The sequence below is a fragment of the Avibacterium paragallinarum genome (assembly GCF_011765605.1).
In the GTDB taxonomy this organism is placed as follows: Bacteria; Pseudomonadota; Gammaproteobacteria; order Enterobacterales; family Pasteurellaceae; genus Avibacterium; species Avibacterium paragallinarum.
Genome location: NZ_CP050316.1, coordinates 2,399,684 through 2,422,235, shown reverse-complemented (window position 1 = coordinate 2,422,235; position 22,552 = coordinate 2,399,684). Strand labels below are relative to the sequence as shown.

General features: G+C 38.4%; 18 protein-coding genes. 14 read left to right on the top strand and 4 right to left on the bottom strand.

The window, feature by feature from the left end:
- Positions 1 to 59: 59 nt before the first annotated feature.
- Positions 60 to 1,139: a recombinase RecA gene (gene recA, locus HBL79_RS11770; protein ID WP_035687924.1), complete on the bottom strand. Its 1,080-nt coding sequence runs from the start codon at positions 1,137 to 1,139 to the stop codon at positions 60 to 62.
- Positions 1,140 to 1,496: 357 nt separating this feature from the next.
- Between recA and HBL79_RS11765 the strand changes: the two genes are divergently transcribed.
- From HBL79_RS11765 to HBL79_RS11715, 11 genes are all read left to right on the top strand, one after another.
- On the top strand, positions 1,497 to 2,408 hold the full coding sequence (locus HBL79_RS11765; RefSeq protein WP_051128097.1) for a LysR substrate-binding domain-containing protein: 912 nt from the start codon (positions 1,497 to 1,499) through the stop codon (positions 2,406 to 2,408).
- 19 nt (positions 2,409 to 2,427) lie between these two features.
- On the top strand, positions 2,428 to 3,015 hold the full coding sequence (locus HBL79_RS11760; protein ID WP_017805451.1) for an ankyrin repeat domain-containing protein: 588 nt from the start codon (positions 2,428 to 2,430) through the stop codon (positions 3,013 to 3,015).
- A 14-nt stretch (positions 3,016 to 3,029) separates the two neighbouring features.
- The gene (gene fdrA, locus HBL79_RS11755; RefSeq protein WP_035687897.1) at positions 3,030 to 4,577 is read left to right on the top strand and encodes an acyl-CoA synthetase FdrA; all 1,548 of its coding nucleotides are present in this window, start codon (positions 3,030 to 3,032) and stop codon (positions 4,575 to 4,577) included.
- 2 nt (positions 4,578 to 4,579) lie between these two features.
- Entirely contained in the window at positions 4,580 to 5,998 is a 1,419-nt protein-coding gene (locus HBL79_RS11750; RefSeq protein ID WP_035687895.1) for a YlbE family protein, read from the top strand.
- 12 nt (positions 5,999 to 6,010) lie between these two features.
- Entirely contained in the window at positions 6,011 to 7,531 is a 1,521-nt protein-coding gene (locus tag HBL79_RS11745; protein WP_035687892.1) for a xanthine permease, read from the top strand.
- Between the two features lie 105 nt (positions 7,532 to 7,636).
- On the top strand, positions 7,637 to 8,539 hold the full coding sequence (locus HBL79_RS11740) for a LysR substrate-binding domain-containing protein (RefSeq protein WP_035687890.1): 903 nt from the start codon (positions 7,637 to 7,639) through the stop codon (positions 8,537 to 8,539).
- Positions 8,540 to 8,761: 222 nt separating this feature from the next.
- Positions 8,762 to 9,427 (top strand): cysteine hydrolase family protein, encoded by a 666-nt coding sequence (locus HBL79_RS11735; RefSeq protein ID WP_035687887.1) that lies wholly within the window; start codon positions 8,762 to 8,764, stop codon positions 9,425 to 9,427.
- 8 nt (positions 9,428 to 9,435) lie between these two features.
- Positions 9,436 to 10,959, top strand: coding sequence for an acyl-CoA synthetase FdrA (gene fdrA / locus HBL79_RS11730; RefSeq protein ID WP_035687885.1), 1,524 nt, complete (start codon positions 9,436 to 9,438; stop codon positions 10,957 to 10,959).
- Positions 10,952 to 12,373: a YlbE family protein gene (locus tag HBL79_RS11725; protein ID WP_035687882.1), complete on the top strand. Its 1,422-nt coding sequence runs from the start codon at positions 10,952 to 10,954 to the stop codon at positions 12,371 to 12,373. The genes fdrA (HBL79_RS11730) and HBL79_RS11725 overlap by 8 nt, the downstream gene beginning before the upstream one ends.
- A gap of 10 nt (positions 12,374 to 12,383) precedes the next feature.
- Positions 12,384 to 12,785, top strand: coding sequence for an allophanate hydrolase-related protein (locus HBL79_RS11720; protein WP_035687879.1), 402 nt, complete (start codon positions 12,384 to 12,386; stop codon positions 12,783 to 12,785).
- The gene (locus HBL79_RS11715; RefSeq protein WP_035687872.1) at positions 12,778 to 14,007 is read left to right on the top strand and encodes a cytosine permease; all 1,230 of its coding nucleotides are present in this window, start codon (positions 12,778 to 12,780) and stop codon (positions 14,005 to 14,007) included. Before HBL79_RS11720 ends, HBL79_RS11715 begins: the two co-directional genes overlap by 8 nt.
- Positions 14,008 to 14,035: 28 nt before the next feature.
- On the opposite strand, the gene HBL79_RS11710 is transcribed toward HBL79_RS11715, so the two are convergent.
- Positions 14,036 to 14,725 carry an oxamate carbamoyltransferase subunit AllH family protein gene (locus HBL79_RS11710; RefSeq protein ID WP_035687869.1) on the bottom strand — a complete coding sequence of 230 codons (690 nt, stop codon included), beginning with the start codon at positions 14,723 to 14,725 and terminating at the stop codon, positions 14,036 to 14,038.
- A gap of 95 nt (positions 14,726 to 14,820) precedes the next feature.
- Here HBL79_RS11710 and HBL79_RS11705 point away from each other — a divergent pair, with 95 nt between their 5' ends.
- Both HBL79_RS11705 and mutS read left to right on the top strand, forming a co-directional pair.
- On the top strand, positions 14,821 to 15,729 hold the full coding sequence (locus tag HBL79_RS11705) for a carbamate kinase (RefSeq protein WP_035687867.1): 909 nt from the start codon (positions 14,821 to 14,823) through the stop codon (positions 15,727 to 15,729).
- 131 nt (positions 15,730 to 15,860) lie between these two features.
- Positions 15,861 to 18,443, top strand: coding sequence for a DNA mismatch repair protein MutS (gene mutS, locus HBL79_RS11700; protein WP_035687865.1), 2,583 nt, complete (start codon positions 15,861 to 15,863; stop codon positions 18,441 to 18,443).
- A gap of 77 nt (positions 18,444 to 18,520) precedes the next feature.
- Here mutS and HBL79_RS11695 read toward each other — a convergent pair whose 3' ends face one another.
- Together HBL79_RS11695 and HBL79_RS11690 are read right to left on the bottom strand one after the other, a co-directional pair.
- Positions 18,521 to 20,362: an ABC transporter ATP-binding protein gene (locus HBL79_RS11695; protein WP_046097242.1), complete on the bottom strand. Its 1,842-nt coding sequence runs from the start codon at positions 20,360 to 20,362 to the stop codon at positions 18,521 to 18,523.
- Positions 20,363 to 20,516: 154 nt separating this feature from the next.
- Positions 20,517 to 21,563, bottom strand: coding sequence for a glycosyltransferase family 9 protein (locus HBL79_RS11690; RefSeq protein ID WP_035687858.1), 1,047 nt, complete (start codon positions 21,561 to 21,563; stop codon positions 20,517 to 20,519).
- 94 nt (positions 21,564 to 21,657) lie between these two features.
- Here HBL79_RS11690 and HBL79_RS11685 point away from each other — a divergent pair, with 94 nt between their 5' ends.
- Positions 21,658 to 22,392, top strand: a complete 735-nt coding sequence (locus HBL79_RS11685) for a 3-deoxy-D-manno-octulosonic acid kinase (protein ID WP_035687856.1) — start codon at positions 21,658 to 21,660, stop codon at positions 22,390 to 22,392.
- The last annotated feature ends 160 nt before the right edge of the window (positions 22,393 to 22,552 follow it).

Sequence of the window (22,552 nt, the reverse complement as noted above, 5' to 3'; positions counted from 1 at the left end):
GTGGCTAGAAAAAGTGCGGTCAAAAAATACCGCACTTTTCGCTTAGTGAATGGGAGCGATTAAAATTCTGACTCAATATCCATTACATCATTATTGTCATTTTCCTGCTCGGCTTGTTCAATATCAGCCATTAAGGATTTATCTGGATTTGCCAGCAATTCTTCACGCAATTTATTTTCCAATGCTGAGGCTTGTTCTGGGTGTTCAACCAACCATTTCATTGCGTTGGCTTTTCCTTGCCCAATTTTCTCACCATTGTAAGAGAACCAAGATCCCGATTTATTCACTAATTTATGTTTCACACCTAGCTCAATAAGCTCCCCTTCGCGAGAAATACCTTCGCCATAAAGAATTTGGAAATCCACTTGACGGAACGGCGGTGCAACTTTGTTTTTCACCACTTTTACGCGTGTTTCGTTACCGATAATCTGCTCGCCATCTTTAATCGAACCCACACGGCGAATATCTAAACGCACGGAGGAATAGAATTTCAACGCGTTACCCCCCGTTGTGGTTTCAGGATTACCAAACATCACGCCAATTTTCATACGTATTTGGTTGATGAACACCACCAAGCAGTTTGAATTTTTGATTTGCCCCGTGAGTTTACGCAAGGCTTGCGACATTAAGCGGGCTTGTAAGCCAACGTGAGCATCGCCCATATCGCCTTCAATTTCCGCTTTTGGTGTCAATGCGGCGACAGAGTCCACAATCACAACCTCAACCGCACCAGAACGCACCAACGCATCACAGATCTCTAAGGCTTGCTCGCCATTATCAGGCTGAGAAACGAGAAGTTCTTTCACATCAACGCCCAGTTTTGCCGCATAGATGGGATCTAACGCGTGTTCAGCGTCAATAAAGGCACAGGTTTTGCCTAATTTTTGTGCTTGTGCGATAACAGAAAGGGTTAATGTGGTTTTACCTGAAGATTCTGGCCCGTAAATTTCCACAATACGCCCCATTGGCAAGCCGCCGATGCCTAACGCAACATCTAAACTCAATGATCCCGTAGAAATTGCTTCAATGTCCAAATCTTGCTTTTCGCCCAACTTCATAATTGAACCTTTACCAAATTGCTTTTCAATTTGCCCTAAGGCAGCCGCCAGTGCTTTTTCTTTTTCTTCTGGGGTAGTGATTTTCGGTTTTTCCGTTTTGTTTTTTGCTTTATCTTCTTTTGCCATTTTGTTTGATCCTATAAAAAATGGGAAAGCCCCGTTTGTTTGATGATTTAATTGCTTTGCATAATATAAACTGTATTGATATACAGTATCAAGTGAAATTTTGATCTTTTTTAAATTTTTATAATTTGATTACTCTTATTTACTTCTTTTAGTCCCTATTTTTTGTTCATTACACAGTATCCTACAACAAATTTCTTGCAAATCTCATTCAATTCTTTTTGCTTTACCTCTCTTCTATTCTTGCTATGATTTTTTTGTCTTTAGAAATGAACTATTTTCTAAATTTTGCATAGATATTTAAGGAGAATATTTATGGCGATAGGATTATCATCTGATACGATTCGGATCTTACAAGTTATTGCTAAAACAGGGAGTTTTAGTGAAGCTGCCAAAGTGTTACATCGCGTTCCATCAGCAATTGGATATACAGCAAAGAAGATGGAAGATGATCTTGGCATTAAGTTATTCTCTCGAACTAATGGACATATTCAACTTACCCCAGCAGCAAGATATATTTTAGAAAAGGGAGACTGGATTTTACAAGGATTAAATGAATTACAATGTAACGCCGCACAAATTGATAATGGCATAGAAAAACAGTTTACAATCGCCCTCAATTACATTGTTAATCCAGATCCAATTCCTAAACTTCTTTCCTCGCTTTCAGAAAAATTTCCAGCCACAGAATTTTCTATCCGTACCGAAGTTTATAACGGTGCTTGGGAGGCATTATATGAAAATAGAGCAAATATTGTGATTGGTGCTCCGCAGAATCCCCCATTTAATCAAGGAAATATCAGTACAGAATATTTAGGAGATATTGAATGGATATTCTTAGTCTCTCCTTGTCATCCTTTGGCAAAAGAAAACTCTATTTTACAAGCTTCTCAACTACGTCACTACCCTGCTATCGTTGTTCACGACTCATCTATAGCGTTACAGCAAAAGAAAACTTGGGCATTGAAAGGGCAAAAAGTTTTTTATGTGGCTGATTTAGAAATGGTACTTTCAATGATTGCTGAAGGGGTTGGTATAGGCTTTTTACCAGCACGAATAGCAATCCCTGCTTTAACCTCAGGCAAAGTGATAACAAAAGTCATTGCTGAGCATAAACAACCTGTGAGGGTTTACTACGCTTGGCAAAATCAACAACAAAGCCAAATTCTGAACTATCTATTACCCATACTCTGTACGGATGAATATCGTTCACAATGGTTAAATTAACTACAAATAAGGAGAAAAAATGAACGTTAAACTATTTACTGCCGCTGCCGAAGGCAATATTGAACAGCTTCGTTTACTACTTGAAAATGGTGCTGATATCAATGCAAGAGATAAAGGAAAACGAACCCCTATACTTATCGCAGCACAAAACAAGCAATATGATGCTGTGCGCTGGTTAGCGTCGAATGGAGCGGATATTAATACTCAAGATAACAAGTGTTTTAACCCTTTTATTCAGGGATGTATTCATAATGACTTAACGCTTGTCAAGCTTATGGTAGAACTAGGCTGTGATTTAACTTGTCTTACGCGATTCGGGGGAAATGGTTTAACCCCAGCGGCCGAAAAAGGACACGAAGAGATTGTACGTTTTCTGTTAGAAAATACGGATATTAATGTCAATCTGACAAATACTGTAGGTTGGACTGCTTTGATAGAAGCTATTATTTTGAATGATGGCGGTGAAAAAATGCAACGGATTGTTCGTTTATTATTAGACCATGATGCTGATCCAACTATGACTGATGAATGGGGGGTATCTCCTTTAGAACTCGCTTATCGTAAAGGCTATCACGAAATTGCGAAAATTATCGAAGAATATTTATAAATAAGGAGACTGCTATGTTACTACTTAATCAGTTAAAGCCAAATACATACTTTGATTCCGTTACATTAATGGCAATTTCTACAAAAGTTAATCAATTAGAAGGGGTTATTCAAGCTCAAATTGCAATGGGCACACCAATGAATAAAGCAGTTTTAAAAGAAGCACATTTATTTGATAGTCAGTTAGAAAAAGCTGGGCCTTCAGACTTAATGATTGCATTATCTTTGGAAAAGGGGGCTAGCGAACAGAAAATACTATCAGAAGTTGAAAAATTATTAATTAGAAAGCCTTTTGATGATACACAGGCAGAAAATGACATTTTTCATAGTATTAATTCGGTTAATGAAAAACACCCAGAAACAAATTTAGCCATTATTTCTGTAAATGGTCTTTATGCTGCAAGAGAAGCTGAAAAAGCTTTAAATCTAAATAAAAATGTTATGTTATTTTCTGATAATGTTTCTATAGAGCAAGAATTGAAATTAAAGCAATTAGCTCATCAAAAAGGTTTATTAATGATGGGACCAGATTGTGGTACAGCCATAATTAATGGCGTTGGTTTAGGCTTTGCGAATAAAGTTCGAGGTGGCAATATTGGTATTGTCGCAGCTTCAGGGACTGGAGCTCAAGAAATTTCAGTAAGAATACACGAATTTGGAGGTGGCATTTCCCAATTAATTGGAACAGGAGGAAGAGATCTTAGCGAAGATATTGGGGGCATTATGATGTTAGATGGATTACAAATGCTTGCTGAAGATCCCAATACAGACATTATTATTGTCGTATCAAAACCGCCAGCACCTACAATCGCGAGAAAAATCTTATCCACTTGTGAACATATTAATAAACCTATTTTTATTTGGTTTTTAGGCTATAAAGAGGAAACTAAAGCTGCACCGCATATTCATATTTATTCTCATAGCAAACCAGCTGCAATGGCGGCGGTCATTGCCTCTGGTATTCCAGAAGAAAGTATCGATAAACACGCATTAAATTTACCTTTAATTAAAGAGGTACAAAAAAAACTTAACCCACAGCAACGCTACATTCGAGGTTTATTTTGTGGTGGAACCTTATGTGATGAAGCCCTATTTTCTGCTTTAGAAAAGTATCCTAACGTTTACTCGAATATTCAAACAAACCCAGCTTATAAATTACAAGCCAGCGATAAATCAATCGAACACACATTTATTGACTTTGGCGATGATTCTTTTACCAATGGTAAAGCACATCCAATGATTGATCCAAGCTATCGCATAGAACGAATTTTACAAGAGGGACGTGATCCAGAGGTTGGTGTTTTATTGCTTGATTTTGTTCTAGGCTTTGGTGCAAATCCTGATCCTATAGCAGAAACATTGCCTGCACTTCTACAAGTAAAAAGAGAAGCACAACAATCAGGACGGCATTTGGAAATCTTAGCTTATGTATTAGGAACTGAATTAGATCAGCCTTCTGTACAGAACCAGGTTGCACAACTTGAAGCGGCTGGCATTACTATCGCCTCTAGCTCAACTAACGCTGGTTTGTTAGCTAGGGAATTTGTAGCAAAAGGAGAATAATAATGAGTAACTTATTTAATCAACCATTAAATATTATCAATATAGGATTAGCACGTTTTGCTGAAGATTTAATAAAGCAATCAGCTAAGGTATATCAACTAGACTGGCAACCAGCAGGTGGGGGAAACTTACCATTAATTGAAACATTAACCTATTTAGAACAAACAGAAATTGCACAAAAAATAGATCTTGCAAATCAAGAAGCTTTTCAACGCATAACACAAGCAAGTCCCGTTTTAATTGGCTATGGAAAAGCCAAAGAGGTAATTCCTGGAATGCAAGACAAAATGCTTTTGCACGCAGGTCCTCCTATTAACTGGGAAAAAATGAATGGTCCTATGCGTGGTGCAATTACAGGTGCGATCGTCTTTGAAGGATGGGCTAAAAATCTTACTCAAGCTGAAGAGCTTGCTGCAAGTGGTGAAATAAAATTCTCACCTTGCCACGAACATCAAGCTGTTGGTTCAATGACAGGCGTAACTAGCCCATCAATGTATGTACATATTGTTGAAAATAAAACTCATGGTAATTTCGCATTTACTAATTTATCAGAACAACTGGCGAAAATCTTAAGAATGGGTGCGAATGATCAAAGTGTTATTGATCGCTTAAACTGGATGCGAGATATTCTTGGACCAATGTTAGAGGAAGCAATGCTATTTTGTGATGAAGGAATTGATTTACGACTTATGCTTTCTCAGGCTTTGCATATGGGAGATGAATGTCATAACCGTAATATCGCTGGTACAGTGCTATTAAATCAAAAACTCACCCCCTATATTTTAGAAACTCATTTTAGTAACAAAGATAAAAAAGACGTTTTTAATTTTATCGCGTCATCAGACTATTTTTCAGGCCCAACTTGGATGGTGTGTTGTAAAGCAGCATTAGATTCAGCTCAAGGCATTCCTTATTCAACGGTCCTGACAACAATGGCAAGAAATGGCACAGAATTTGGTATTCGTGTTGCAGGATTGCAAAATCAATGGTTTACAGGACCAGCTCAACAAGTTATAGGCCCAATGTTTGCGGGGTACAAACCCGAAGATTCAGGTTTAGATGTTGGTGACTCTGCAATTACAGAAACCTATGGAATAGGTGGCTTTGCTATGGCTGCGGCTCCTGCGATTGTATCTTTAGTAGGTGGAACGGTTAAAGATGCTATACGTTATAGCAAAACAATGAATCAAATTACGATTGGAAACAATCCAAATATTACTATACCTTCACTCAATTTTATGGGGATACCTACGGGGATTGATATTAGAAAAGTGGTGGAAAATAACCTATTACCCGTCATTAATACGGCAATAGCCCATAAAGATGCTGGTATCGGAATGATTGGAGCTGGAATTGTTCATCCGCCAATGGAGGCATTTCAAAAAGCCTTATTTGCCTTTGGTCAAACTTACGCAAAATAAAGGAGAGACGATATGAAAACGCAATTTTGGAAAAAAGGAGATTGGGCTGCCTTTTTTGGCTTATTTAGTAATAATCTTACCAATCTTCTTACGATGATTGCTTTACTTACTTTAGTTGTAGGTATTCCTTCAGAAATTGTTTTCGGCCGCGTTGTTCCTGCATTTGGTTTAGCTGTTCTTTGTGCTAGTATTTGTTATGTTATTTTTGCAAAAATATTAGCAAAACAGAGCAATCGGTCTGATGTTGTTGCCTTACCTTCGGGACCTAGTGCCCCCTCTATATTTACTGTCACTTTCTTAGTCCTTTTACCTGTTTATCAACAAACTCAAGACTATGAACTAGCATTAAAAATTGGTTTAGTGTGGGGATTTGTCGAAGGATTTATTCTCTTTGTTGGATCATTTATGGGAGACTGGTTAAGAAAAGCCGTTCCAAGAACTGTCTTACTTTCTTGTTTAGCTGGGTTAGGTTTATTGCTATTAGCAATGAATCCTATGCTGCAAGCATTTCATACACCTCTTGTCTCATTCGTTGTACTCGTTTTGATTTTTATCAATTGGTTTGGACGTTCACCCATCTTCAAACAAGTCCCAACAGGGTTACTCTTATTAATTGTTGGCACAACTTTAGCTTGGCTTTTTGGATTACAAGATCCAAGCAAAATTGGACAAGCCCTACACAGTGCGGGATTTAATCCACCAAAACTGCATCTATCTTCTTTTATTGAGGGATTAAGTATCGCCGCACCTTACCTAGCTTCGGCAGTTCCTTTAGCACTGGCAAATTATGTCTTCGACTTAGAGAATATCGAAAGTGCTCACGCTGCTGGCGATCCTTACCCAACTAGACGCGTAATGATTGCCAATGGTTGCTCAACAATGTTTGGTGCATTAATGGGAAATCCTTTCCCTGTTACCGTTTATGTTGGACATACAGCTTATAAAGAAATGGGGGCGGGTATTGGATATACTTTAGCAACAGGTATTGTTATGTTCCTCGTCTGTCTATTAGGATTAGGAGGTTTTTTACTCTCACTTATCCCGATGGCAGCGATCGCTCCTATTTTGATTTTTATTGGTATTGTTACAGCTAATCAAGTAGTAAGGGAAACGCCGAAATTAGAAGTACCCGTGATTTTTGTATGTCTTTTTCCTTGGATTGGAGCTTGGGCATTGACAACAGTTAATAATACACTCAAAAGTGTTGGTACAAATGCTAATCAATTAGGTTGGTCAATCTTAGAAAAGAGCGGTGTAGATTTTACAGGATTATTTCATTTAGGTAGTGGGGCCCCCCTGTCATCTTTACTTTGGGGTTGTATTGCTATTTTTGCGATAACTAATCAACCAACAAAAGGTGCAATTAGTGCTGGTTTAGCTGCTATATTGGCATTTTTTGGTATTATCCATCAGGCCCACCCAGTTATTGGTGGTGATTCTCCTACGATATTCCTAATTTCCTATATAATGATTGCAGGATTATTTATTCTAAAATATCTATTAGATAGAAGAGAACAACCCATAGCAAATTAATTACTTTAACGTGATCTAATTGGTGAAAGAATTAGATCACGTATTTCACCCCACCTCCTTTATTTTCAATGCTATACTAAAAAAGAATTAGAAAAGGAGAACAGTATGCCCCTATCCCCCGATGTTTTAAAACTCATTCATACTATTGCGGAAACAGGAAATTTCTCCATTGCAGCAGAAAAATTATACAAAGTGCCTTCCGCAATTAGTTACACCATTAAAAAAGTTGAAGACGAACTCGGCGTTATTCTTTTCGATCGTTCAGGAAGGCAAGTCAAGCTTACTGAAGCGGGGAAATATTTTATTTACCATAGCCAATGGTTACTACATTCTTATGAACATTTAATCACACAGACTAGAACCATTGAAAATGGCGTTGAACGGACGTTTACTATTGTGGTAAACAATATTATTAACTACGATGCTCTTGCAAAATTAACCGAAAAAATAACCGCACTTTTTCCAGCAACAGAACTTTCAATCCATACCGAAGTTTATAACGGGTGTTGGGAAGCCTTATATAAGAAAAAAGCCGATCTTGTTATTGGAGCACCACATACAGCCCCCAAAATCGAAAATATCGTTTATCATCCAATTGGAAAAATAGAATGGGATTTTGTAGTAGCTCCTCATCACCCTCTTGCCCCGTTCACAACGGTGCTGACTTCAGAACAATTACGTTTATATCCAGCTATCGTGGTAAAAGATACTGCTTTTAATATGAATAAGCAGGTTTCTTGGGCATTAGAAGGGCAGAAAGTGATTTACGTTTCCGAACTTTCAACGGCAATTAACCTTATTATTGCGGGATTAGGAATAGGATACATCCCTCATCATCGAGTAAAACTATTACTTGATCAAGGAAAAGTATTAAAAAAACCAATTTCAGAACAAAAACAACCTACACAATTATTTTATGCTTGGAATAGTAGTGTACAAGGAAAAGTATTAACTTGGTGTCTAGATTATATTATGCAACCTCATATACAAAACATTTGGTGCCAGTAATTTTTTAATTAATAAATTTTGAATTTATTATTCAATTCTTTTGAATCATAAAAATATCTTGTGATTTCGTTCACAAAATATTTTTTTACTGCCGTCATATCACGCTATTTTCAATAAATTTCCTTTTAATTCATCAATTTATTTTTCTATGATTAAGGAGGTTTTCTTTATATTATCCCTTCAAGAAAAATAAATTGTTATCAACAAAAGGAGATATTCATTATGTTAAAACAATTCCAAGCTGAACCTTTCCCACTATCCTTTAATCCTCAAACAACAGCATTATTAATGATCGATATGCAACGCGATTTTGTTGAGCCAGGTGGATTTGGAGAAGCCTTAGGTAATGATGTCAATCTCGTTCGTTCAGCAATTCAACCTTGTAAAAGGATGTTATCTGCCGCTCGTCAAGCTGGGATATTTGTTCTCCACACTCGTGAAGGGCATCGTGCTGATTTAAGTGATTGTCCTCCAGCAAAATTAACACGGGGTGGGAAAACCTTTATTGGCGAATGTGGACCAAAAGGGCGTATTCTTATTCGTGGAGAAGAAGGACACGATATTATTCCTGAACTCTATCCTATTGCAGGAGAGCCGATCATAGACAAACCTGGGAAAGGTGCATTTTATCAAACCGATCTACACTTAATCTTACAAAATCGTGGAATTAAAACACTTATTGTCTGTGGAGTAACCACCGAAGTTTGCGTAAACACGACGGTTCGCGAAGCAAATGATCGCGGTTATGAATGTATTATTCCTGAAGATTGTGTTGGCTCATATTTCCCTGAATTTCAAGAATATGCACTGAAAATGATCAAAGCACAAGGGGCTATTTTCGGTTGGGTTTCAACATCAACAGAGATTATCAACGCATTAATGTCATAGGTGAAAAGATGGCTATCCAATATTCAATATTACCAAATCTTTACCAAGATTCCGTTTCTTTAATGCAAATTTCTGCCAAACTTTTACAAATAGAAGGAATTACGCAAGCTTCAGTAGTAATGGGGACACCCGCAAATTTGGCCCGTTTATTAGAAGCTGAATTTCCACCAATTAATGCAAAGCCCAATGACTTGATCATCGCAGTGAAAGGAAGGAAAGAGGAATGTGAAAAAGCAATTAATTTTGCAAAACAATCATTTTTTTCTTGCTCAGAACAAACAACGACAAATAGTGCAAAGACACAAATAGTAAGCCTGTCAAATGCGGTGGAAAAAAATACCGCACTTAATTTAGCACTTATTTCTGTACCCGGTGAATATGCTGCAGCCGAAGCGATTAAAGCCCTCAATACTGGATTAAACGTTATGCTTTTTAGCGATAATGTTTCTCTTCAAGAAGAAAAACAGATAAAAAGGCTTGCACAACAAAAAGACAGATTGGTTATGGGACCAGATTGTGGGACAGCAATAATCAATGGCATCCCGCTAGGTTTTGCCAATATTGTTCGTAAAGGTCATATTGGTATTGTTGCTGCCTCAGGCACTGGGCTACAAGAAGTCACCTGTGGTATTGATAAACTTGGCGAAGGAATATCTCAAGCAATAGGTACAGGAGGGCAAGATTTGCACCAAGAAATTGGAGGGCTTTCGATGCAATATGCAATGAACTTATTAGCACGGGATAGCTATACAGAAGTCATAGTATTGATCTCTAAACCACCTGCATCAGATATTGCAAATGTAATAAAAAAACAAGCAGAACAGATAAACAAGCCTGTTGTGATCCATTTCTTAGGACAAAGCCCTGACGCTAATAGTGGGAGTAATCTTTATTATGCTGAAACCCTAGCACATACAGCAGAAGTTGCGGTTGCTTTGTTAAGAAAACAACGTATTCCCTCTTATATCCCACCTAGTTTTCCAACGTATCAATATTCCTTAAAAAGAGAGCAAAAATATTTACGTGGTGTTTTCTCTGGCGGAACATTTTGTTTTGAAGCTCAACAAATTCTGCATAAAGCTGGGTTACCTTTGTATTCCAATACACCTATTGATGAAGCAACGATGTTGAAAGAGATAAATAGAAGTACACAACATACATTATTAGATCTTGGTGATGATTTCTTTACTCAAGGAAAACCTCATCCAATGATTGATCCAACGTTACGCAATCAACGCCTTTTACAAGAAGGTATGGATCCCGAAGTCGCGGTACTCCTTTTTGATCTCATTTTAGGCTATGGCTCAAATCTGAATCCAATGGAAACATTACTACCTATTCTTCAAAAAATTCGGCAACAGAACTCACCACCTTATCTCATTGCTCATATTTGTGGTACAGCTCAAGATGTCCAAGATAAATTCTTGATCCAAAAACAATTACAAGATATGGGCGTGCTTATTGCAAACAATAATGCAGAATCTGCTTATATGGCATTAGAAATCTTGCAAAGGAGAAATATCAATGAATAATCTTTTTCAGCAGCCTCTTTCAATCATTAATATTGGATTAGAAAACTTTGCACAAAATATTCAGCAAGCTGGGGGAACAGTTCAGCACTTACATTGGCAACCTCCAGCTCAGGGAGATAAGCAAGCTGGATTAACTTTAGCAACGTTGATTAATTGCTCAAAAATCAATCAAGCCAATCAAATTGCACTCTCTCGTTATTTAGCTTCACAGCCTGTTTTAGTCGATATTTTACCAGCGGGAAAAGCGATTCCGCAGTTAATAGAGAAAAAGCGTATCCTCCATGCAGGTCCCCCTATACAATGGAATGCGATGTGTGGTCCAATGCAAGGTGCAATTATCGGAGCGATTTTATTTGAGGGATGGGCTAACACAAAAGAAGCTGCTAAATCACTGATTGAACAAGGAGAAATTGTTTTTGAACCTTGCCATCACTATGACGCAGTTGCCCCAATGGCAGGAATTATTAGTCCTTCTATGCCTGTATGGGTTATCGAGGATATGGCACATAATCATCACCGCTGTTTTAGTAATTTTAATGAGGGATTGGGTAAAGTATTACGTTTTGGTGCTAATAATCCAGACGTGATAACACGATTAAACTGGATGAAAACGGAACTTGCCGAAACATTATCTGCCACACTTAAGTTAAGTGGTCCCATTGAGTTGAAACCTATAATGGCACAAGCTTTACATATGGGGGATGAAGTTCATAATCGTAATGCTGCAGCAACAGGATTATTTCTTAAAAAAATCCTACCGTTCTTACTTAAAATTAACCAACCTTTAGAACACATTGAACGTACTATCCAATTTATCACTAATAATGATCATTTTTTCCTCAACTTATCAATGGCAGCTTGTAAAACAATGTTGGTAGCAGCAGAAGGCATACCTCACAGCACAATGGTAACCGTAATGGCAAGAAATGGTGTTAATTTTGGTATCCAAATTTCATCAATGAAGGGACAATGGTTTCAAGCTCCAGCAAATTCAGTCAATGGATTATTTTTCCCTAATTTTGATATAAACGATGCTGCCGCAGATCTTGGTGATAGTGCAATAACCGAAACTGCAGGCGTAGGAGGCTTTGCAATGGCATCCTCCCCAGCTATTGTCAAATTTGTAGGAGGAAGCACAAATGACGCACTTAATAATAGTGTGATGATGCAAAGCATTAGCTTAGGGCAAAATCCCGCATTTACCTTACCAACATTAAACTTCATACCAACCGCAGCAGGTATTGACATTCGAAAAGTGGTAGATACGGGAATTCTACCTATTATAAATACAGGCATTGCACACAAATTGGCAGGTATAGGGCAAATCGGTGCTGGAATTACAACTGCACCAATGCAATGTTTCACCCAAGCTTTAAATGCGTTTTATCAAAACTACTCTACTTATAGTGAATAAGGAGGCCAAAATGTGTGAACAAATTTTATTTGCAGTAAATGGAACATTAATGCGAGGGTTAGAGCTTAATCATAATTTACTTAATGTTGGAGCTCAATTTATACGTGAAGATAAAACTGATGAATACTATCGTTTATGGTCAATCAACGATATTCATCCAGCAATGCAAAGAACAACTCAAAAAGCTTATGCTGTTGAGCTTGAAATTTGGGCAATAAATCCAACCGCACTTGCTACTATTCTATTAAATGAGCCAAACGGATTAACCATAGGCAAAGTACACTTAGCTAATGGGGATCAAGTATTAGGTGTTTTAGGTGAGAATTGGCTTACCCAAGGACAAATCGAGATTAGCCATATGGGAGGTTGGCGTTATTATCAGAATCAACATAAGGAGAAACACAATGGCTAACAAAAAGTGTTCTAATCCCACATCTTATGCCTCAGCTATTCAAGTCGCAATGATTTTGCTGGGAATTCTAATTACGCCTGTATTATTAGCTTCTTCAAGTCTAGGGAGCCAACTCCCTTTTTCTAAAATGCTATTTGCTATTATTGTAGGAAGTTCAATATTAACATTGCTCGCAACAATCAATATGTCAATAGGTGTTAAAGCTCGCTTGCCCACTTACGGAATTATTAAATTTACTTTCGGTTCTCAAGGTGCGACTGCGATCAATATGTTAATGGCAATCAGTTTATTAGGTTGGATTATTGTTACGGCTAATATGTTTGGACATACCGTACAAGATTTTCTATTTACTCAATTTAATTTATATGTTCCTTTACCTATAATTGTTGTGTTTGGTTGTTTAATTTTCGTAAGTGCAACTACATTTGGTTTTGATTTTCTTAGCAAAGTTGCTCAATGGGCTGTTCCAATTATAGCTATGCTAATGTTTTTTATTCTATATCTTACTTTAAAAAGCAAGTTTTCTATAAATACAGCACTACACACAATGAATATTGGTGCAGCAATTTCTTCTGTTGTAGGAACAATTATTGTTTTAGTTACTACTTCTGTTGATTTTGGTAGTTTTACGCAAAATAAAAAACAAGCTATTACTGCTGGTATTTTAACCTTTAGTATTGCTTATCCTTTCCTTTTTATCATTGGTGCAACACCAAGTTCATTAACGGGCAAAAATACATTACTTGATGCAATGCTAATTATTGGTAGTTTATTACCAGCTTATATTGTACTTATATTTGCTTGCATAACAGGAAATGCTGGGAATATGTTTCAAGGAACATTAGTTTTTTCTACACTGTTCCCTCAGTTGAAAAAATGGAAAATTACAATTGTATTAGGTATCATTACCGCATTGATTGGTAGTATAGATATAATGGCTTTATTTATTCCATTTTTATTATTTCTTGGTATAACAACGCCTCCTATTTGTGGAATTTATATTACAGACTACTTTATAAATAGGAAAATGGGCTATGATGAGAATAGTATTAAAAACGAAGCGAAAGTTAAATATCCTGCATTTTTTGCTTGGCTTATTGGATCCCTAATAGGGTTTCTCACTGTAAAAGGCTTTTTTACATTAACTTTTATTCCATCTATTGATTCTATTTTGATGGCTTCACTATGTTATTTGTTACTCACAAAATATTCTAAAATATAATAATCAAAAGGTTTCGTAATGAAACCTTTTATATTTTATGAAAAAGATCTCTGTTATTAATATAATCAAAAATACCATATAATAGATCAATACCGGAAGAGGAACCAAAACTCATCATATTATTAATATACTCTCTATTTTCTATTTCTCTCATTAAGTCTAAAATCTCCTGTTTAAATAATCTACGGCTAGCATTTTCAATATAATTTGCACTAATCTCATTTGTACAATATTTAGCTAAGATTGCTATTTCTTCAAATGGCTTAAAAACTCCTTTATTTTCAGCATAATATGCTGCCATATAGCCAACAATATAATCATCTCCACTGGGCGTAAGTCCTCGCCCTAATCCCAACATTTCTTTGAGTTTTGCAGTTTTTCTTCTTTGTTGAAAAACAACTTCAAACATATCTTGAGGTCTTATAATTTCCTCTAAAAAAGTTGAGATGTTTTTTGCTGTTAATAGGTTATTTTGAGGAAATAGCGTACAATCAAATTCTTCTACAGAAAAATAAGGAATAAAAAGCGTGTTAGAAATATTATTTTTTATAGATAAGAATAATTCATTCTCTAATATTAAACTATAAGGTGCGGGCTTTATTTTTTGATTCATTATGGCATAAATTTTATTACCTTTTTTCAAATTAACCACTTGTTCGAAAACACTAATAACTTTATATGTACAATTTAATTCAAAATTTTTGTCTTTATGGTTCATATTTTTTCTCTGGAATTTGCATTAAATATAAGTATATTATTATGTTATTAAATAAATTAAAAGAAAAATCGTAGTTAAACATAGAAGGAGGAAAAATGAAACCTAAAATTGTTATCGCCTTAGGCGGGAATGCCCTATTAAAACGAGGGCAGAATATTTCTTATAAAAATCAGCTAGACAATATAAAAATAGCAGCGAGAGTCATTGGAAAATTAGCACAAAAATACCAAATTGCTATTGTACATGGTAATGGTCCTCAAGTAGGCTTACTATCTCTACAAAATGAATCTTTCCAAGAAGAATCAAATTTCCCATTAAATAATTTAGTTGCTCAAACACAAGGAATGATTGCAACAGTTTTAACTCAAGAATTGCGTAAAATTGTTAGTGAACCTATTCTATCTTTTCTTACTCATGTTGAAGTAAAACAAAATGATTTTGCATTTTTAGAACCAACAAAATTTATTGGTGCTGTTTATTCACATCAAGAAGGAAACAAATTAGCGAGTAAATATGGTTGGAAACTCAAACAAGATGGGCAATATTATCGTCGCGTTGTAGCATCCCCCCAACCAATGTCAATCATAGAACATCAAGCTATAGAACTTGCATTACAAAATGGTTATCTTGTTATTTGTTGCGGTGGTGGAGGCATTCCAGTAACAAAACAAGAAGGCTCATTAACAAATATAGACTGCGTTATTGATAAAGATTCAACAGCGGCTCTATTAGCCCAACAAATTCAAGCAGATTATTTTATAATTCTTACTGATGGTGATGGAATTTATTTAAACTGGGGAAAAGAAAACCAACAGAAACTCGATCACATCACTATCGAGGAACTTTCAAACTATAAATTTGATAAAGGCTCAATGCAACCTAAAGTTGATGCAATTATCCGTTATCTTTCCCATCGTAGACAAGGTATAGGCATTATTGCAGATTTACATTTAGCACTAGAAGCGATTAAAGGGCAAGCTGGAACAAGAATTACTGCTAGATAAACTTAATGAGGGGCAATAAAAAGAAAGATATTGCTCCATTTTCCTCTTTTCCCTCTTTCCTCTAGCAATTACACCTTATACCCCCTAAAATACGCAACATTAAGAATGAACATAAAAAAGTTAGGTATCTAATGGGTTTAGATGATAAAAATAACCAGCATACGCCAATGATGCAGCAATATCTGAAATTAAAAGCTGAAAATCCAGAAACACTTTTGTTCTATCGAATGGGGGATTTTTATGAATTATTTTATGATGATGCAAAGAAAGCGGCTAAATTGCTCGATATTTCATTAACCAAGAGGGGGAAATCAGCGGGGCAATTAATTCCTATGGCGGGTGTGCCTTACCACGCTGTAGAGGGGTATTTAGCTAAGCTGGTTCAACTTGGGGAAAGTGTGGCAATCTGTGAGCAAGTGGGCGATCCTACGACTGCGAAAGGCCCTGTTGAACGCCAAATTGTCCGTATTGTTACGCCTGGGACGATCAGCGATGAAGCCTTGTTGCCAGAGCGTCAAGATAACCTCATCGCCGCAGTTTACCAAGAAAAGGAAAAATTCGGCTTAGCCACGTTGGATATGACCTCAGGGCGTTTTCAAATCAGTGAACTCAACACGAAAGAAAGCCTACAAGCGGAGTTACAACGCATTCAGCCTGCGGAATTGCTGTATTGTGAAGATTTTGAAGATCGCTATTTGATCGAAAATGCGAAAGGGCTACGCCGCCGCCCGATTTGGGAATTTGAACTCAAAACTGCCATTGAGCAACTTAATCGCCAATTTGGCACACAGGATTTACGAGGCTTTGGGGTTGAAAAAGCCATTATCGGGCTTTGTGCGGCGGGCTGTTTATTGCAATATGCACGGGAAACCCAGCGTACCGCCTTGCCTCACATTCAAAGCATTAGCTTATTGCAAAATAGCGATAATATTCAATTAGATGCAGCCACCCGCCGCAATCTTGAGCTAACCCAAAATCTCGCGGGCGGAACGGAACACACCCTCGCCGCCGTGCTTGATCGTTGTGTTACGCCGATGGGTAGTCGCTTGCTGAAACGCTGGATTCACCAGCCGATCCGCGATCGCAAAAAATTAACCCAACGCCAACAAAGCATTCAGCAAATTTTGCAACAAGATCTCGTTGCAGAATTGCAACCGCTGTTACAACAAGTGGGCGATATGGAACGCATTTTGGCGCGTGTTGCGTTGCGTTCGGCACGCCCTCGCGATCTTACTCGGTTACGCACAGCATTGGAGCAAATCCCTGCCATTCAACATTATCTAACGCAAAAAACCTCGTCAGAACTGACCGCACTTTCAAACCAGCTAGCGGATTTTTCCCCGCAGTTAGATTTGCTGCAACGAGCGATTATCGACAACCCACCCCTTTTAATTCGTGATGGCGGTGTGATTGCCACGGGGTTCAATGCAGAGCTTGATGAATGGCGTTCGCTTTCTGATGGGGCGACCCGTTATTTGGAAGAGTTGGAGCAACGTGAGCGGGAAAAAACGGGCATCGACAGCCTGAAAATCGGCTTTAATGCCGTCCACGGTTATTATTTACAAATTCCGCAAGGGCAGGCACATAAAGCCCCGATTCATTATGTTCGCCGCCAAACGCTCAAAAATGCAGAGCGTTACATCATTCCCGAATTAAAAACCTATGAAGACAAAGTACTGAAAGCGAAAGGGGCGGCTCTTGCGTTAGAAAAGCAACTGTATGATGAAATCTTCGATGAATTATTACCGCACTTAGGGGCGTTGCAGCTTGCTAGCCTTGCTTTGTCGGAGCTAGATGTCCTCACCAATTTGGCAGAGCGTGCCGATAGCCTCAATTATGTCGCTCCGCAATTTAGCGATCAGGTCGGGCTAAACATCGAAAACGGTCGCCACCCCGTCGTGGAACAGGTGACAAAAACACCGTTTATTGCCAACCCCGTTCACCTCAACCCTGAACGGCACTTATTGATTATTACGGGCCCGAATATGGGGGGAAAAAGCACCTATATGCGTCAAACGGCGTTGATCACGCTAATGGCGTATATGGGATCATTCGTGCCAGCAGAACAGGCTATTATTGGCCCTGTGGATCGCATTTTCACCCGTATCGGTGCTTCCGATGATTTGGCATCAGGACGCTCGACATTTATGGTAGAAATGACCGAAATGGCAAATATTTTGCACCAAGCCACCGACCACAGTTTAGTGCTGATTGACGAAATTGGACGCGGCACGTCCACTTATGACGGGCTTTCCCTCGCTTGGGCTTGTGCGGAATGGCTCGCTCAGAAAGTGCGTTCGCTCACCTTATTTGCCACCCATTATTTTGAACTCACCGTGCTACCAGAGCAGCTTTCAGGTGTTGCCAACGTACATCTTGACGCGGTGGAACACAACGACACCATCGCCTTTATGCACGCCGTGCAAGAGGGGGCAGCGAGCAAAAGTTACGGGCTGGCAGTCGCCGCCTTAGCGGGCGTGCCAAAATCCGTGATCAAGCTGGCAAAACAAAAATTGACCCAATTAGAAAAACTCTCACAAAAAACACCGCACTTAACCACACCGCCTGCCCAACAAATGCAAGGGGAATTGCATTTAATGGAAGCGGAAGAAAACCAAAGTGCGGTGCTAAAAATGCTCGAAAATCTTGACCCAGACGAAATGACCCCAAAACAAGCCTTGGCGTATTTGTATCAGTTAAAGAAAATGGTGTAAAAGAAAAGCCTCTGTTTTTAAATAGAGGCTTAAACCATTAATCTTAGTGATATATGATTATTTTAAGTTAGTCGTATTTACGCATCTTCACTCAAAAAACCACCGCTTTGGTGATGCCAGAGTTTGGCGTAAAGTCCATTTTGAGCAAGCAATTCATTGTGCGTGCCTTGTTCCACAATATGGCCTTTATCCAATACGATTAAGCGATCCATTGCGGCAATGGTAGAAAGGCGGTGGGCAATCGCAATCACGGTTTTGCCTTCCATCATTTTATCGAGGCTTTCTTGAATCGCCACTTCCACTTCAGAATCTAACGCACTGGTGGCTTCATCTAACAACAGAATTGGTGCATCTTTTAGCATTACACGGGCAATGGCGATACGCTGGCGTTGTCCGCCAGAGAGCTTCACGCCACGCTCACCAACGTGAGCCTCATAGCCTGTTCGGCCTTCTGAATCACTCAAATAAGGAATAAATTCTGATGCTTCAGCACGCTGTGCGGCGGAGATCATTTCTTCATCGCTGGCAGTTGGGCGACCGTAAATAATGTTTTCCCGCACGGAACGGTGTAGCAATGAGGTATCTTGTGTCACTAAGCCAATTTGGCTGCGTAAACTTTCTTGCGTAACATCACACACATTCTGCCCATCAATAGTGATCTCACCCTGATTAGCTTCATAAAAACGCAAGAGCAAATTTACAATGGTAGATTTCCCCGCCCCCGAACGACCGATCAAGCCCACTTTTTCCGCCGGTTTAATGGTGAGATTAAAGTGGTTTAGCAATGGTTTTTGTGGATCGTAAGAGAAACTGACATCATTGAAGCGAATTTCCCCTTTGCTTACTTTTAATGGCAAGGCTTGCGGTTTATCTACAATAGTATGGGGTTTAGTAAGCGTGTTCATTCCGTCATTTACCGTGCCGATATTTTCAAATAAACGTGCGGATTCCCACATAATCCAACGAGAAATAAAATTCACCCGCAATGCCATTGCAATGGCTGTGGCAATCGCTCCCACGCCAACGCTGCCTTGCTTCCATAGCACAATGCCTAGGATTGCCGTGCTAAGTGTTAAGGTAATGTTCGTGGCGTAAGTGATAGTATCTAGAGAGGTCGCTAAACGCATTTGCGCGTGTACGGTAACCATAAATTCTTCCATTGAACGCTTGGCGTAACTGGCTTCTCTTGAACCGTGGGAAAATAATTTCACGGTGGCGATATTGGCGTAAGAATCAGTAATTCGCCCCGTCATTAAAGAACGCGCATCAGCTTGGCGTTCTGCCGTTTTGGCTAATTTGGGAATGATAATGCGTAAAATCGTGATAAACGCCACAATCCACAAGGCAAAAGGTAGCAAGAACCACGCATCTAACGCAGCAAGCACAATGCCTGAGGTGATGAAATACACCACCACATAAACCATAATATCCGCAATGGTCAGCACCGTATCACGCACCGCAAGGGCGGTTTGCATCACTTTCGCCGACACGCGTCCTGCAAATTCATTTTGATAAAAACTCAGGCTTTGCCCCAGCATTAAGCGGTGGAAATTCCAACGCAAACGCATTGGAAACACCCCTTGCAAGGTTTGCAAACGCACCGCAGACGCAGTAAACGACCAAAATATGCTGAACACCAGCAAAGCTGCCATCGCCAAAAGCCAATGGCCTTTTTCTTGCCATAGGGTGGCTGGCGTGTACTTGCCAAGCCAATCCACCACAATTCCCATAAACTGGAACAACACGGCTTCCATCACCCCTGTGCCGACTGTGAGCAACGCAAGTAGCAAAATCCAGCCACGCATTCCTTCCATATTCGACCAAATAAAACGAATTAAGCCTTTTTCTGGCGTTTTGGGGGCTTGTTCTGGATAGGCATTGAGCCGACTTTCAAACCATTCAAAAATTCTGTTAAACATTATTTTTCCTAACGATAAAAAGAAAAGTGTATTTAAGCATAAGAATAAAGTGCGGTGAAAAATAAGAGATTTTTTCACCGCACTTTATTTTGCTGTCCATTCACTTAAAAGCGTAAAGGTATTATAGCGAAAGCCTGATTATTTTTTAACAACTTTATTTAAGAAAGCCGATCTGCTTCATCATTGCGATGACAGAATCAACGGTGATTTGTGCCATCAAATTTTTTCCTTTTAATTTTGTTGCCCAAGGAAGCTCGTTTGAAGGTTTGCCAAATTCTTGCTGTACATTTTGTTCATAAACGGAAACCACTTCAGGCAGATTGTTATAAGGCCCTGTGCGTAATGGGTTATGGTAAGCATATAAGCCGATCACAGGTGTGCCTTGTGCTGTCGCGATATGAGCGGGGCCACTATCTGGTGTCAGAACTAAATCAACGAGCCCAATTAAAGCGGCTAATTCTAGCAATGAGGTTTTTCCACTGGCGTCCACGGGTTGGAAATCGCATAAACTAAGTATTTTTTGAATTATGGCTTGCTCTCGTTCAGAAGATGAACCACATAAAATCACATTAATATTTTGTTGATGAGCAATATTAGCAATTTCCGCATAACCTGCTGGTAACCAATCTTTTTCTGATTTGCTTGAGCAAGGGGAAATAAGCAGATTTTTTCTTGTCGGATCAATAAATTGCCTAACGGCGGAAATTTCTTTTTCGCCAATGGCTAAATCCCATTTGGGGGGTTCCACTGGCAAACCTAAATATTCCACGAATGCCCAAAATCCCGCCAAAACGTGCGGATTAGTTGGTTCATTAATTTTACGATTGGTAAATAACCATTGCCCTTCTCTTGCACGGTTTTTGCTAAAACCCACTTTATAAGTGGCTTTGATGCCTAAGGAAATCATTGAGGCACGCAAGGCCGTTTGCATATTTAATAGCACATCAAAATGCTCGCCACGCAAGGTTTTCCACAAAGCTAAAATGCCTTTCCAGCCGGTTTTTTTGTCATAAGGAATAAAGCGAATCCCATTCACATTTTGCAATAACTGCATTTCGGTTTTGCCCACAATCCAAGTAATTTGGGTGTCTTTCCAATAACGCTGAATTTGTTGCACGGCGGATAATGCATTGCACACATCACCAATGGCGGAAAGGCGTAAAATACAAATGGATTTTGGGGGCGTAGAAAAAAGTGCCATAGATTTCCCTTACTTTTTCTGCTTAATGTAGCATTCTTTTTTATTTTCAGTAGAATACTTCCAATGAGTTTATTTTATAAGAAATCTCGCCAATATGCTTGAACTACAACAACAAAATCAATATTTTATTTTCAATTTTGATAGCATTATTACGGATCCCAAAAAATATTTTGATCCTTTATATTGGCAACAACAAAAAAGGATTATTGGTTCAGCATTTGGACGAGGTACTACTTGGTTTATACAAGGTGAAGATATTTTTGGCGTAAACCTTGCCCTTCGCCATTATTACCGTGGTGGTTTACTAGGAAAAATTAATAGAGACTCTTATTGCTTTAATAAACTTGAGTTATCCCGTAGTTTTGCTGAATTTCATCTGCTTAATCAACTACATCAAGCAGGACTTCCTGTACCTAAACCTATCGCAGCAAGAATAATCAAGAGCAAAACGGGCCTATACTATACCGCTGATTTACTAACCGAAAAAATTGAAAATGCTCAGGATCTCACTGAGTTTCTACAGCAACATTCATTATCCAATGAAAATTGGCAACAAATCGGCAAACTTATTCGTCAGCTACATAATCTACAAATTTGCCATACAGATCTTAATGCCCATAATATTTTGCTACAACATTTCGGCACAGCACAACAAAAATATTGGCTATTAGATTTCGATAAATGTGCCGAAAAGAAAGGACATCATTGGAAAATTAAAAATTTAGAACGATTACACCGCTCTTTTCAAAAAGAAACCCAAAAACGGCATATCTTATTTGTCGAACAAAATTGGGCGGATCTTTTAAGTGGATATCAAGCTCCACAATAAGCACATTAATGCAAATCAAAATCTTAATTTGTCAGTATGGAATATAATATTTTATTCATCTTTTTCCTATAAAAATTAAATAAAAACTATTAAAGTGTATTTATTTAGTATTTTTTCTATTTAAGCTTGTTTTTTTCTATGTTGTATTTAATAATCAACT